The organism is Rhizobium sp. R339 (assembly GCF_002211395.1).
GTDB lineage: Bacteria > Pseudomonadota > Alphaproteobacteria > Rhizobiales > Rhizobiaceae > Rhizobium.
On record NZ_LOKV01000024.1, the window covers coordinates 174,401 to 186,112 of the forward strand.

Below are 11,712 nucleotides of genomic sequence, written 5' to 3' on the forward strand. Positions count from 1 at the left end.
TTTCCCATGGCTTGAAGCTAGATTTAAAATCTAGTACAGGTGCATGCATGGAAGCGGAAATCACGGTAGCTAAGATCATCAAGGAGGCGGGCGGCGTCGCGGCGATTGAGCGCGCATGCCTAGACGCGGGCGTCGCGATCACCCGCGACGCAATTTACAAGTGGCGTCATACCGGCATTCCCGACCGCCATTGGCGAATTCTGATTCCGATAACGAGCTTCGGGCCGGAGGAATTCTACCGGGCAAACTGCGTTGCCCGCGACGTTCCCTATTCCGAAGCTCCGGAGGCCGCGGCATGAACAAGCGGCCCGGCCATCTCTCCCAGAAGCGCGACGGATGCAACCTTCGCCGCGCCACCTCGCGCCGGACGGGCGGACCCCCAGCGTCCGGCGCGCCTTCTCTTTTCCGCAGGGTGGGCAAGTCCGGTCCAAGCCGCGTGGCTCATAACCACGAAATCGCAGGTTCAAATCCTGCCCCTGCAACCATTTCCGTGTTCGCCCAGTCATGCGGTCCCCCGTGATCTCGTGATGGGCTGAGTTCTCACATTTCCGAAGCATTCCCGCCACGGGAATAACCGGCCGGAATTCCCGGCCCGGGAAACTGTTTTTTGTTGTCTGGAGTGAAGGACATGGACGCATTTCTTTACCGCGTGAAGGCGGCGCAAAGAGACCTGATCGAACGCTGCGGCGGCATCATGCGCGTCGTCGAGAAATCGGGCTATTCGAAAAGCGAGGTCGGCCGCTGGAACAACGGTTCCGAGCCGGACCTGATGCCGGTCGGCGCGATCGCCGTGCTGGAGCGCGATTGCGGCCAGGCGCTGGTGACGGCGGTGCTCGCCGAAACCAACGGCCGCCGGCTGACCGATCCGGACGAGGCGCGCAAGGCCGAGATCAACGTGCTGACCAGCCATGCCGAGCTGATGCGGCAATCCGCCGAGGTCGCCAACGCGATCGCCGTCGCGATCAGCGACGGGCAGGTGACGCCGTCCGAGGCGACCACGGTCGACCGGCTGGCGAGCGGGCTGGAGCGGGCGGCATCGGATCTGCGCTCGGCGCTCGCCGTGATCAAGGCTTCGGGCGGCGTCAAGGCCGGTCTCAAGGTCGTGGGTGAGGCGTCGTGAACCGGAAAATTCCCTACGCCGGCGCCGAACATTCACAGCCACGCAGCGCCGCGTGCGGCGCGGTCGGGGCGCGCGGCATCGCGTTGATGCGCCGAGTGATGCTGGCGCAGGGACCGTACCGGCTCGAAAGCAACCGCGATCGCGACGCGCTCGGCCGGGTGCTGGTCGCCGGATTCGCCGTGCGCGACCGCAGGGACGAGGACGTGATCCACCTGGCCGACAGCGGCCGGGCGTTTCTCAACAGGCTGATGAGAGCTGAGTGACCGCCGCGCAAGGGCGCAGCGGATGTTGAACAGGATCCGTCGCGGCGGGTCGATATGAGGGGATTGCCATGGGTTTCAGCATGATCGTGCCAGCGCCGAAGGCGAAGACGGGCACATTCAAGATATCGACCGTTTCGATGCGCGGCGGCCCCTGGAGGCTGCAGATCAGCATCCCCGCGGCGCTTTTCACGCTGCTCTTCAAAAACGCCGAGCGGTTCGACTTGCTGATGGGCGACAACGGCGACAAGGGCAAGCTGATGATGAAGCCGAACGAGTCCGGTCACTTCAAGCCGACCTTCATGAAGCACACGGTGATTTTCCGTCTGCCGGAAACCGATTGGACGCCCCAGATCGCGCTCGCCTTCGAAGATCCGAAGCGGCGCGAGGTGCAGGGGGGGGCAATCGTCATCGATCTTCCCGACTGGATGGAGGAGGAGCGCTGGAAGGCAATCCAGAAGGCGCGCCAGCAGGTTTCGCGGGAACGCGAAACGGCGCCATTGCGGGGTGCTGCTAAGTGAACGCAGTCACCCCGGCAATCTCCGATTCATCCGATCTCGCCGCGACCATCGAGCGGGCGCGGGCGCTGCTGGATGACGGGGATTACCAGGCGGCGCTGCTGCTCTCAACCGGCGCCTATGAGCAGGCGAAGGCGGCGGCCGGCTATGCGGAGAAGGTGAAGGCGAGCCGGCAGCTGATCGACAAGGCGCGGCGCATGCAGGCGGATGCGCTGAAGATCGAAAGCGTCTGCTACGTGGCGATGGCCAATGCCGTCGACGAGGCGCAGGCGAAGGGGCAGGTGGCGCGGCCGGGACAGAAGGCAAATGTCCAAGACGCGGACATTTTCACGCTGGCTGACGTCGGTGTCGATCGGCGGCGGCTGTTGGAGGCGCGCAAGCTGCGCGACGCCGAGGCGAAGGAGCCGGGCATCGTCGAGCGCGCGATCGAAGCCCGCCTGGCGCAGGGTTTCGAGCCCAGCCGCGCCAATCTGCGCGCGGCGATAGGCACCGCCTCGGCCAGCAAGGAAGATCGGGGCGACAATTTCTACCAGACGCCCGGGGTGGCAACGCGCACGCTGCTGGCGCTCGAAAGCTTCTCGGCCACGGTCTGGGAATCGTCCTGCGGGCACGGCGCGATCGCCCATGTGCTGGAAGAGCATGGTTACGAGGTGATCATCTCCGATCTGGTCGACCGCGGCGCGGTGACACAGCATGGCGAATTTCAGACGGTCGGCGACTTTCTGGCGACCGCGCCTGACGAGGCCGGCGAGGGGCCTGACCTCGTCACCAACCCGCCCTATGGCGAGGTGCTCAACGATTACGTGGCGCATGCGCTGCGCGTCCACAAGCCGCGCAAGATGGCGCTGCTGCTAAACCTCAACTTCCTCTGCGGCTTTGCCGACGAAGCGCGCAACTTCGTCATGGACGAAAACCCGCCGGCGCGCGTCTACGTGTTCAAGCGCCGCCTGCCGATGATGCATCGCGAGGGCTATGACGGGCCGAAGGCGTCGAGCCGGATGAACACCGCCTGGTTCGTATGGGAGCGGCAGGAAGATGGCGGCTATGGCGATACAACGGTCATCAAGCGCGTCGACTGGAAAGATTACGAAGATAGGGATGCGCTGCTACCGGGAGCCGGCGGCAATGCCGGCGGCCCGCACTTCGACGAGTTCAAGCGAGAGACCCCGCGCAAGACGCTGGACGAGCGGGTCGAGGAAGTCTCGTCGAGGGCGTTGATCTGGTGCGCAGGCAAGGATGACTTCGATGCTGTGGAGCTGCGTCGGGCCATCGGTGTCCGCCCCTCGACGGCGGATGGCGCTATCCATTGGATGCTGGAAAAGCGGCTCATCGACCCGGCCGGCGACGGCCGTTTCAAGGTGGCGAGCGATGGCTGGACTGCGCTCAAGGCGACGGCGGCCGTCATCAACGACCCCAAGCTGTTTGAGCTTATCGAGCAGATTCAGGGGGTAGCGGCGTGAGCGACGATCATTCCCTTCCTATGCCCGATTTCTCGCCGGCCATGCTGAAAGGCTTCCTGCGCGCCCGCGTGAAGATGGAATTCTACATGAAGGCCTATCCGAATGCGCCGCTGACGGTCGAGGCCGATCGGGTGCATCAGGAGGCGGGCCTGCGCGGCGAGCTGCGCAAGCGCGCGGGTGTCACGGCCAAGGATTTCAAGCGGGCCTGGGATGGGCTCGGCGTCGATCTCGACGCGCGTGTGAAGCTGTGGCGGGCGCTCGGCGTCAGCCCGACGGCCCACGGCGTGCGGCTGGTCGGAGCCGACCAGCAGGAATGGATGGCGCATCGGAGGGCGGACGATGCAGCCTGAGATCGACCGCGCCCGCTTCGCCCGCGATGTCCGCAAGTGGCTTGCCGACAGCAAGCTTTCGACGCGGGACGCGCAAGCTGCCCATCCCGGCCTCAACCCGGCGATGATCTCCCGCGCCTGCCGGCAGGATGTGCTTTCGGCCGCCAGCATGCTGGCGCTCTGCGCGGCGATGAAGCGCGACCCTGTCGCCTACCTGATCTTCGTCGATAAACGAAATCAAGCTGTTACAGCAAATGTTCACCGTGAAACGCGAGGATCGCGAGCATGAGCGTGGAACTCGGAAACTGGGTGCTGCCGCTCGGCGTCACTATCGTTGCCTTCGGCTTTGCCATCGGCAGCGTCAAGGCCGGCGATGTCCCGCAATACGGGCGGACGGTCAATTTTCTCTTCAATCTGCTGATCATGGCGCTGGCCACCATCGCCACGCTTTCATCCTGGCTTGCCTGGGCGCTGGTGATCCGATGAGAGACGCTCTTCCGCTCGTCGATATCCTGGCCGGTCGCGAGAAGCCTTCCGAGTGGGCGTCGTGGCTGCAGCGCTGCCCGATCGGCATCATCCACCGCGAGCAAGTGGCGATCCGCACGATCCTGAAGGATCGCGGCTTCGCCGCCGGCGTCGAATACCTCGACGCGCTGCTCGCCTTTTCCAACGCAACGAGACTGCCCGACGGCGGCTATCCGCAGACGGTGGTGATGGCCGTGCACATGGCGGCGGGCGCAATGAGGGACGCGGCAAGGGCCGCAGAGGGGGCGGAATGAATTCGATGTCCATGCCGAGGAGCTTCGGGCTCGACAACCGCATGACGGTGGTGCTGTTCGCCGGCATGGGCGGTGGCTGCGATGGGCTGGAGGATGCGGGCTTTCACGTGCATCTCGCCGTCAATCACGATCCGCTGGCGATCGCCATGCATGAGAAGCGCCACCCGCATACGAAGCACCTGCGCTGCGATGTCTTCGAGGTCGATCCGCGCGAGGCGACGCGGGGGCGGGGTGTGCGCATCCTGCACGCATCGCCAGACTGCACGCATTTCTCGGTCGCCAAAGGTTCCAAGCCGGTCAGCAAGCGCCGGCGCTCGCTCGCCTGGGTGATTCCGCGCTGGGCCGGGCAGGTGCGGCCGGAGGTGATCACGATGGAAAACGTGCAGGAGATCCGCACCTGGGGGCCGCTGATCTGCAAGCGCGACAAGAAGACGGGCAGGGCGATGCGCCGCGACGGCAGCATCGCCGCCAAGGGTGAGCGCATTCCTGTCGACGAGCAATGGCTGATCCCGGATCCGCGCCACAAGGGCCGGATCTGGCGCGCCTGGCTGCGGCACATGGAAGGCCTCGGCTACAGTTTCGAGCACCGCATCCTCGTCTGCGCCGATTATGGCATCCCGACGATCCGCAAGCGCTTCTTCGGCGTCGCGCGCGCCGACGGCGGGCGGATCTACTGGCCGGAGCGCACCCATGCGCCGCGCGACAAGGCGAAGGCGCTCGGGCTCAAGCCCTGGGTCGGCGCGCATACGATCATCGACTGGTCGCTGCCCGTCAAATCGATCTTCGACCGCAAGAAGCCGCTCGCCGAGGCGACGCTGCGGCGGATCGCGCGCGGGGTCATGCGCTATGTCGTCAATGCCAAGCGGCCGTTCATCGTGCCGATCACCCATACCGGCGGCGACCGCGTGCACGATATCGACGAGCCGCTGCGCACCTTCACGACCGCGCATCGCGGCGAGCTGGCGCTGGTCGTGCCCGCGATCGCCGGCGTCGGCGGTCGGATGGGGCAGTCGTCGGAGCGGTCGGTGGAGGAGCCGATTCAGACCGTGACCACCAAGCCGGATTCGGTGATGGTCTCCGCGCACCTGACGAAATTCCGGCCGGGCTCGACGGGCGCTGATGTCGAGGAGCCATTGCCGACCTATACGGCGAACAATTTCGAGAAGCGGCCGGGCGGCGCGCCGCCGCTCGGCGTCGCGGCCGTGCATATGTCGACGATGCGCAATGCGCAGAAGCCCTTCGGCGCGGCCGAGGAGCCGCTGCATACGATCACGGCGGGCGGGGCCGGGCTGTCGCTCGTCGCCGCCACCATGATCCAGGCGGGCAATGGCGAGCATCCCGGCCAGGTGGCGCGCTGCCTTGATGTCGAAAACCCGATCGGGACGCAGACCGCCGGCGGTCAGCGGCAGGCTGTGGTGGCGGCATTCCTGGCGCAGCACAACAGCGACCCGCGCGCCGACGGCTCGGTCGAGTTCCGTCACGGGCGCGATATGTCCGAACCTCTGGCGACTGTGACGGTCAATGCTCAGCAGGGCGTCGGCGCGGTTTTCCTCGCGCAGCACAATACCGGGGTTGTCGGTCATTCGGCCGAAGATCCGCTATCGACGCTCACGACCGGCGGCGATCGCGGCCAGTCGCAGCAAGGGGTGGTGGCGGCGACGCTTGGCAGACTTCGTGGGAAAGACAGAGATGGGCAGGACATCGGGCAACCGTTACCAGCGCAGACGGCGAATGGCGGCGGCCACGAAATGCTGATCCTGCCGTTCCTGCAAACCTATTACGGCTCGGGTGAGAACAATCACGATGCGCGCGATCCGCTGCACACGGTGACGACCAATGACCGCCACGGCCTCGTCACGGTCCAGGTGAACGGCCAGACGATGGTGATCACCGATATCTGCATGCGCATGCTCGACCCGCTGGAGGGTGCTGCGGCGCATGGCTTCGATCCGAAGAGCTTCGACCACGTGATCGAATACATCGACGAGCGCGGCAGGCTCGTGAAGCGCAAGCCGACGAAAACCCAGATCGGCCACCTCGTTGGCAACAGTGTCCCGAAAAAGATGATCCAGCTGCTGGCCGAGTGCAACGGCCGCTATGAGTTCGTGGAGGCTGCGGAGTGAGGGTGCGGCCGATCATAGCCTGGTACGATTTCTGGGTCGGATTCTTCTGCGATGGCCGGAAGCGCCGCCTTTACGTTTTTCCCGTCCCGTGCGTCGGCCTTTATATCGAATGGGGGAGCGAATGACGACCGTTCCCTCTCGACCCGCATTGCGCTGGCATGGTGGAAAGTGGCGACTGGCACCGTGGATCATCAGCCATTTCCCGGTTCACAGGACCTATGTCGAGCCGTTCGGCGGCGCGGCGTCGGTGCTGATTCGCAAGCCGCGCGCCTATGCCGAGATCTACAACGATCTCGACGACGAGGTCGTGGATCTTTTCCGCGTGCTGCGCGATACCGAGCGTGCTGCTGCGCTTGAGCAGCTCTTGCGGCTGACGCCATTTGCTCGAGGCGAGTTTCGGGCCGCCTACGAGCCGACGGATGACGTTGTCGAGCGTTGCCGGCGTCTTGTCATCCGCTCGTTCATGGGCTTCGGTTCGAACGCGCATGCCAGTGCCGAGAAAGGGCATCGCTCGACGGGATTCCGGGCGACGAGCAGCCGCAGCGGCACGACGCCGGCGCAAGACTGGATGAACTATCCGGATGCGATGGCGGCGCTTGTCGAGCGTCTGCGGGGCGTGGTGATCGAGAACAGGCCTGCAATCGAGGTCATGGCCCAGCACGACCGGCCGGACACGCTGCACTATGTCGATCCTCCCTACATGCATGAGACCAGGGCGCAGGGGAACAAATACGATCTCGGCTGGCGCATGTACCGCCATGAGATGACCAACGACCAGCATGCGGAGCTGCTCGAATATCTGCGCGGCGTCGCCGGCATGGTGATCCTCTCCGGCTATGCCGCAGGCCTCTACGACGACATGCTGTTCGACTGGCGACGCATCGAGAAGGAAACCTTCGCCGACGGCGCGCGCCCGCGTGTCGAGGTCCTGTGGCTGAACCATCGGGCCTCCGCGGCCCTCGACAGAGCGAGTGCCGCGCATGCGCAGGGCGTCGGGACGCCGCTGTTCGGCTCGATCGGAGGGGCGGCATGAAACCGGGCGCAGCCAGCGCCTGCAATGGCGTGACGAAATCTACCGGCAACTCGCCAAGAGCGGCTCGGTGGATATCGGGGCGGTCTATCCGCCGCGCGCGCCGGGACGGCTCTGGCGCTGGCGCGTGTGGGTGACGGAAAGCGGCACGAAAGCCGAAGGGACGGAACTGCGGGAAGACGCGGCGCGGCGCCGCGTCGAGGAGCGATTTCAGGATTTTCTGGCGGCGGCGGGACTAGCGCTGAAAAGCCAGCAGGAATGAGCGAGGGCATTGCAATGAACAGTTTGACGCGCATGGCGGGATGCGCGGGATATGGCGGCGCCACATGAGCCACGAGGCAACCATGTGGGCGGTCAAGGTGCGCGGCATCAGCTGCACCGAGGCGCGGGTGCTGTGGCACCTGGCCGACTGCCATAACCCGATCTTCGGCTGCTATCCCAAGCAGGACTACCTCGCCGACGCCTGCGAGATCGACGAGCGCTCGGTGCGGCGCTCGCTGACCTCGCTGCGCGAAAAGGGACTGGTCAACTGGGTCGAGCAGCGCGAGGGAAAGAACCGCAAGGCGAACCGCTACAGCCTTGGTTTCGAAGCCGGTTTCCGCCGCTTCGAGGCCGGTGATTCGGCCGAAAATGAACCGGACAATTTGTCCGCTTCAAGCGAGGCGTCAACCGGACACGAAGGCACCCTTCAACCGGACTCAAATGACGGTTTGAACCGGACTCCTGAGTCCTCAATAGAACCTGTAAGAGAACCTGTAATAGAACCCGTAAGAGAGAGAGGGAGCGCGCGCGAGGTTTCGGAAGATGATCCGAAAGCGCTGCGCAAGCGGTTCAACGCTCTCATGGTCGGCCGGCATGACAATCCGTGGCCCGATGTGCTCTCCTCGGCTCCCGAATGGGCGTTCCAGCAATTCGTGAAGCTTACGCCGGAAGAGCGGTTGCGGGCGGAAGAGCGCCGCGACGCCTATCTGGCGGCCTGCCCGAAGCTGGCTTCCGGCGAGCACAAGGGCAAGCCGAAGGCGGCCGCGCTCGGCGTCTATCTCCGCGACCGGATGTTTGATCTCGTCGACGCGATCGCGCCGCAGGTGGTGCGCGGGCAGGCCGAAAAGCGCCGGCAGGAAGAGGCGATCCCGGTCGCGCCGTTCGGGCCGATCTGGGCGGGAAAGCGGGCGCTTGCGCTGCTGGATGGCCCGATGTCGATCGATCTGCCCGACAATCTGCTCGAGCTCGCAGTCGAAACCTATAACCGCTTGCGCCGGTCCAGCGAGACCACGGCCAGGTCCTGGGCGAACCATCGCGGCATCGCGGTGGAGGGCAACGAGCTGGTGTTTCCAGACGATTACCGCATCCAGGAGCGCCGTCGCCGCCAATGCGACAGCGGCTATCCCGAGGCGCATGCGCTCGACAAGCTCGCCAAGGATCGCGGCAGGGGCGCGGCGGATGCCCGCTTCGCGATCTTCTCCGATCTCTGCGAGGCCGTGCCGGTCGGCTCGGAAACTTACGAGCGCTGGCGCGCCCATCACCAGCAGATGAACTGGCCTTTCGTGCCGGATCCGGGCGGCATGCGGGTGGTCTACTTCCCGAAGGGTGGGCCGGAAGGGCTCGAAGAATTCGAAATGGCCGCACGTGCGGCGCTGGGCATGGAGCGGGGCGATGACGATGCAGCATAGGAGAGGGGCGTTCGACGGAAGGCGCATCACAGGTTTCGTGAGTGTTCCCAAGGTCGGCGGCGGCGAAGTGATGGTGAGGGCATCGGCACTGACCAAGCGGGACGGGATTGCCGGCGACCTCGTCATGCGAATCGATCATCTGAATATGGCGTCGCGCGGCTCGGTGATTCGCTTGACAGAGGACCCGGCGGCGCCGAAATCGGGCTGGTTCTGCCTCAGGGTGGCAACCGGACGGGAAATCGCTGTGGAAAAAGCTCTAACTTTGGCGGATGTGGAATCACTAGTTGTGATGACCAACGAGTGCAAAGTGGTAAAGCGCGGGCGCGTTTGCATCATCCCGCCACGCCCAGTCATCCTCGGTTATGTGCTTGTTCATTGCTGCCCGATCGCCCAGGCGATGATGGGATTGCTGCATGTCAAGGGCGTCATCGACGTGGTCGGCGGAGCTATTCGGCCATACCGTGCCGATGCGGATTCAATCAATCGATTCAAGCAGATGGCGAAAGCTGGAAAGTACGATGCGAGTGCCCGCAAAGACCGCAAGTTTGAACTAAAAGAACGGGTGCGGATCATCGACGGGCCGTTCGCCTCTTTCCCCGGCATTGTCTCGGCTATCGACGATGAGAAGGGTTATGTGTCGCTTGAGGTGGATATCTTCGGTCGATCGACACCCGTGCAACTGATGCTTGATCAAATCGAAAAGATGTGATCAGAGTCCGGCCGTGGATGATCCTAGATCCCAGCGTGGGCTTTGAGTCGGTGGCGTGATCACCGGCAAACGAGGTGACAAACCTCGGAGCTGCTTACCGGTAGGACCCCGCTCTGCCAGCCTCAGACGAGGCACCAAGTCAGAGCAAGTGCTACTGCATTGGTTTCCATGTTCGAAGCGGTCCGAGCGGGCCGCTTTTTGCGTTCTTGAGTATGGGCAAGCTTCGAACGATGAGCACCACGCTGCGCACCATCGATACGCGCACCGTCGTACCTGAAAGCAAGAAGGCAGATGCCTTCTATCTCTCGCCCGAGTGGCGGGCGCTGATGGCTGCGATCATCAGGGAGCGCGGCCGGATCTGCGAGGATCCGGGTTGCGACGGACGAACCCACAAGCCTGGCATGCGTGTCTTCGGCGATCACGTTGTCGAGCTCAAGGATGGCGGCGCACCTCTCGACCCGCGCAACGTCATGCTCCGATGTGGTGCATCCCATACCCGCAAGACCGCAGCCGCAAGGGCGAAGCGCCTCGCCGAACGGTTCTGACCCCTCTCGCCTACCCCTCAAAGGGCCAGGGGTAGGGGGGTAGAAGTCCAGAGCCCCAACAGGGGCCTAACCGCATGGGTCCCATTCGCATCTTTTTTTTCTGATGGCTGACGATTTAGACCTCTTTGGCAACCCTTACCACTCGGCCGGTCGCGGGCAGGGAAGGCCGGAGCACGTCCCCACGGAAGAAAACATCATAAATGTCATGGTGTTACTTGCGTCGGGGATGACGAACGCGGAAGTCGCAAAGACGGTCGGGCTCTCTACGCCGACTTTGCGCAAACATTATTTTCACTTGCTGAAGCAGCGAGAGGTGATGCTGGCCCGATTGAAGGCCAGGCTCAGGACTGCGCAAATCCAGCAGGGTCTCGCCGGCAGTGCTGCCGCTCTGTCCGGTGCTCTGAAGATGCTGGACGGCGTCACCGCTGAGAAAGTCAATCGGGACATGCAGAACAAGGCTGCCAACAAGCCGACGCCTCGAGGTTACGTCTCGAAGAAAGAGCAGCGGCTCGACAATGCCCGGGCCATCAGTGGTGGCGGTCGATATGCGGTGCCGGCCGGCCCGCGATTGATCGCCAATAACGGCCAGCCCGTCGCGAGCAGCGACGAGGCCTGACGTAATCCGCGCCCGGCGGTTCCGGGTATCAGAAGAAGGAGAAGGCGCATGAGCGCACCAGTCGTAAGAGCAAAATTCCGGGTTATGGCCATCGAGCCGGCGCAGAACGCCGATCCGAACAATGTCTTCACCACAATCCGAATGATCCCGGTTTGGGAGCAGGAGGGCGTCAACAGGACTTGGTCAAAAGCCACGCCGAGCGGCGAGCTGAAGATCTCGATCACCAATCCCGAGGCGATCGACAAGTTTGATCTCGGGAAGGAATACTTCCTCGACTTCACACCCGCCGACTGACGCCGATGCACCGCCCGATGATTGCCCTGGCTGTTCTGATTGCCACCGCATGCTGCGCGCTCGGCCTGTTGGTCAAACAGGGCACCGCGAAGCAGGTAGCGGAGAGGCCGGCCATCAGCGAGAAACAGGCGGTTATCTCTCAAGCGCGGTGCGTCGCCTTCGGAGCAATCGAGCGGCGGATATTTTGGGTTGTTCGCCGGGCGGATGGCAGCGTCAAGGCCTTCGGATTGGTCACCATCCGCAAGTGCAGCTGGTAACA

Annotated in this window: 18 protein-coding genes and 1 tRNA gene; all 19 read left to right on the top strand. The window is 64.1% G+C overall.

Annotated elements, in window-relative coordinates:
* The first annotated feature begins 47 nt into the window (after positions 1-47).
* The 19 genes from ATY76_RS23655 (at position 48) to ATY76_RS23745 (ending at position 11,710) form a co-directional block, all read left to right on the top strand.
* The gene (locus ATY76_RS23655; protein WP_088677144.1) at positions 48-299 is read left to right on the top strand and encodes a hypothetical protein; all 252 of its coding nucleotides are present in this window, start codon (positions 48-50) and stop codon (positions 297-299) included.
* Between the two features lie 107 nt (positions 300-406).
* Positions 407-485: transfer RNA gene (locus tag ATY76_RS23660), tRNA-Met, on the top strand.
* Between the two features lie 143 nt (positions 486-628).
* On the top strand, positions 629-1,120 hold the full coding sequence (locus ATY76_RS23665) for a hypothetical protein (protein ID WP_088677145.1): 492 nt from the start codon (positions 629-631) through the stop codon (positions 1,118-1,120).
* On the top strand, positions 1,117-1,383 hold the full coding sequence (locus ATY76_RS23670) for a hypothetical protein (RefSeq protein ID WP_088677146.1): 267 nt from the start codon (positions 1,117-1,119) through the stop codon (positions 1,381-1,383). Before ATY76_RS23665 ends, ATY76_RS23670 begins: the two co-directional genes overlap by 4 nt.
* A 68-nt stretch (positions 1,384-1,451) precedes the next feature.
* A complete protein-coding gene (locus ATY76_RS23675) occupies positions 1,452-1,901 on the top strand; it encodes a hypothetical protein (RefSeq protein ID WP_088677147.1) in 450 nt (149 codons plus the stop codon).
* Entirely contained in the window at positions 1,898-3,358 is a 1,461-nt protein-coding gene (locus ATY76_RS23680; protein WP_088677148.1) for a hypothetical protein, read from the top strand. Before ATY76_RS23675 ends, ATY76_RS23680 begins: the two co-directional genes overlap by 4 nt.
* Positions 3,355-3,708, top strand: a complete 354-nt coding sequence (locus tag ATY76_RS23685) for a hypothetical protein (RefSeq protein WP_141105042.1) — start codon at positions 3,355-3,357, stop codon at positions 3,706-3,708. Before ATY76_RS23680 ends, ATY76_RS23685 begins: the two co-directional genes overlap by 4 nt.
* Entirely contained in the window at positions 3,698-3,976 is a 279-nt protein-coding gene (locus tag ATY76_RS23690; RefSeq protein WP_088677150.1) for a hypothetical protein, read from the top strand. The genes ATY76_RS23685 and ATY76_RS23690 overlap by 11 nt, the downstream gene beginning before the upstream one ends.
* On the top strand, positions 3,973-4,173 hold the full coding sequence (locus ATY76_RS23695) for a hypothetical protein (protein ID WP_088677151.1): 201 nt from the start codon (positions 3,973-3,975) through the stop codon (positions 4,171-4,173). The genes ATY76_RS23690 and ATY76_RS23695 overlap by 4 nt, the downstream gene beginning before the upstream one ends.
* A complete protein-coding gene (locus tag ATY76_RS23700) occupies positions 4,170-4,466 on the top strand; it encodes a hypothetical protein (protein ID WP_088677152.1) in 297 nt (98 codons plus the stop codon). The genes ATY76_RS23695 and ATY76_RS23700 overlap by 4 nt, the downstream gene beginning before the upstream one ends.
* A gap of 5 nt (positions 4,467-4,471) precedes the next feature.
* Entirely contained in the window at positions 4,472-6,589 is a 2,118-nt protein-coding gene (locus ATY76_RS23705; RefSeq protein WP_245310044.1) for a DNA cytosine methyltransferase, read from the top strand.
* Between the two features lie 121 nt (positions 6,590-6,710).
* Positions 6,711-7,622 (top strand): DNA adenine methylase, encoded by a 912-nt coding sequence (locus ATY76_RS23710; RefSeq protein ID WP_088677154.1) that lies wholly within the window; start codon positions 6,711-6,713, stop codon positions 7,620-7,622.
* Positions 7,570-7,881 carry a hypothetical protein gene (locus ATY76_RS33375; RefSeq protein ID WP_141105043.1) on the top strand — a complete coding sequence of 104 codons (312 nt, stop codon included), beginning with the start codon at positions 7,570-7,572 and terminating at the stop codon, positions 7,879-7,881. Before ATY76_RS23710 ends, ATY76_RS33375 begins: the two co-directional genes overlap by 53 nt.
* 64 nt (positions 7,882-7,945) lie before the next feature.
* Entirely contained in the window at positions 7,946-9,289 is a 1,344-nt protein-coding gene (locus ATY76_RS33980; protein ID WP_210199523.1) for a helix-turn-helix domain-containing protein, read from the top strand.
* The gene (locus ATY76_RS23725) at positions 9,273-9,998 is read left to right on the top strand and encodes a transcription termination/antitermination NusG family protein (protein WP_088677156.1); all 726 of its coding nucleotides are present in this window, start codon (positions 9,273-9,275) and stop codon (positions 9,996-9,998) included. The genes ATY76_RS33980 and ATY76_RS23725 overlap by 17 nt, the downstream gene beginning before the upstream one ends.
* Positions 9,999-10,228: 230 nt before the next feature.
* A complete protein-coding gene (locus ATY76_RS23730) occupies positions 10,229-10,543 on the top strand; it encodes an HNH endonuclease signature motif containing protein (RefSeq protein WP_245310045.1) in 315 nt (104 codons plus the stop codon).
* A 103-nt stretch (positions 10,544-10,646) separates the two neighbouring features.
* The gene (locus tag ATY76_RS23735) at positions 10,647-11,159 is read left to right on the top strand and encodes a hypothetical protein (protein ID WP_088677158.1); all 513 of its coding nucleotides are present in this window, start codon (positions 10,647-10,649) and stop codon (positions 11,157-11,159) included.
* Positions 11,160-11,207: 48 nt separating this feature from the next.
* Positions 11,208-11,453: a hypothetical protein gene (locus ATY76_RS23740; protein WP_085742362.1), complete on the top strand. Its 246-nt coding sequence runs from the start codon at positions 11,208-11,210 to the stop codon at positions 11,451-11,453.
* A gap of 17 nt (positions 11,454-11,470) precedes the next feature.
* Complete coding sequence (locus ATY76_RS23745) at positions 11,471-11,710, top strand: hypothetical protein (RefSeq protein WP_141105044.1); 240 nt, start codon at positions 11,471-11,473, stop codon at positions 11,708-11,710.
* The last annotated feature ends 2 nt before the right edge of the window (positions 11,711-11,712 follow it).

What these genes read in the sequence shown, in the direction of transcription:
- ATY76_RS33375 (WP_141105043.1), top strand. Translation starts at nt 7,570, where the DNA reads ATGCGCAGGGCGTCGGGACGCCGCTGTTCGGCTCGATCGGAGGGGCGG.
- ATY76_RS23695 (WP_088677151.1), top strand. Translation starts at nt 3,973, where the DNA reads ATGAGCGTGGAACTCGGAAACTGGGTGCTGCCGCTCGGCGTCACTATC.
- ATY76_RS23690 (WP_088677150.1), top strand. Translation starts at nt 3,698, where the DNA reads ATGCAGCCTGAGATCGACCGCGCCCGCTTCGCCCGCGATGTCCGCAAG.
- ATY76_RS23710 (WP_088677154.1), top strand. Translation starts at nt 6,711, where the DNA reads ATGACGACCGTTCCCTCTCGACCCGCATTGCGCTGGCATGGTGGAAAG.
- ATY76_RS23700 (WP_088677152.1), top strand. Translation starts at nt 4,170, where the DNA reads ATGAGAGACGCTCTTCCGCTCGTCGATATCCTGGCCGGTCGCGAGAAG.
- ATY76_RS23730 (WP_245310045.1), top strand. Translation starts at nt 10,229, where the DNA reads ATGAGCACCACGCTGCGCACCATCGATACGCGCACCGTCGTACCTGAA.
- ATY76_RS33980 (WP_210199523.1), top strand. Translation starts at nt 7,946, where the DNA reads ATGAGCCACGAGGCAACCATGTGGGCGGTCAAGGTGCGCGGCATCAGC.
- ATY76_RS23705 (WP_245310044.1), top strand. Translation starts at nt 4,472, where the DNA reads ATGTCCATGCCGAGGAGCTTCGGGCTCGACAACCGCATGACGGTGGTG.
- ATY76_RS23735 (WP_088677158.1), top strand. Translation starts at nt 10,647, where the DNA reads ATGGCTGACGATTTAGACCTCTTTGGCAACCCTTACCACTCGGCCGGT.
- ATY76_RS23665 (WP_088677145.1), top strand. Translation starts at nt 629, where the DNA reads ATGGACGCATTTCTTTACCGCGTGAAGGCGGCGCAAAGAGACCTGATC.
- ATY76_RS23745 (WP_141105044.1), top strand. Translation starts at nt 11,471, where the DNA reads ATGATTGCCCTGGCTGTTCTGATTGCCACCGCATGCTGCGCGCTCGGC.
- ATY76_RS23655 (WP_088677144.1), top strand. Translation starts at nt 48, where the DNA reads ATGGAAGCGGAAATCACGGTAGCTAAGATCATCAAGGAGGCGGGCGGC.
- ATY76_RS23740 (WP_085742362.1), top strand. Translation starts at nt 11,208, where the DNA reads ATGAGCGCACCAGTCGTAAGAGCAAAATTCCGGGTTATGGCCATCGAG.
- ATY76_RS23675 (WP_088677147.1), top strand. Translation starts at nt 1,452, where the DNA reads ATGGGTTTCAGCATGATCGTGCCAGCGCCGAAGGCGAAGACGGGCACA.
- ATY76_RS23725 (WP_088677156.1), top strand. Translation starts at nt 9,273, where the DNA reads ATGACGATGCAGCATAGGAGAGGGGCGTTCGACGGAAGGCGCATCACA.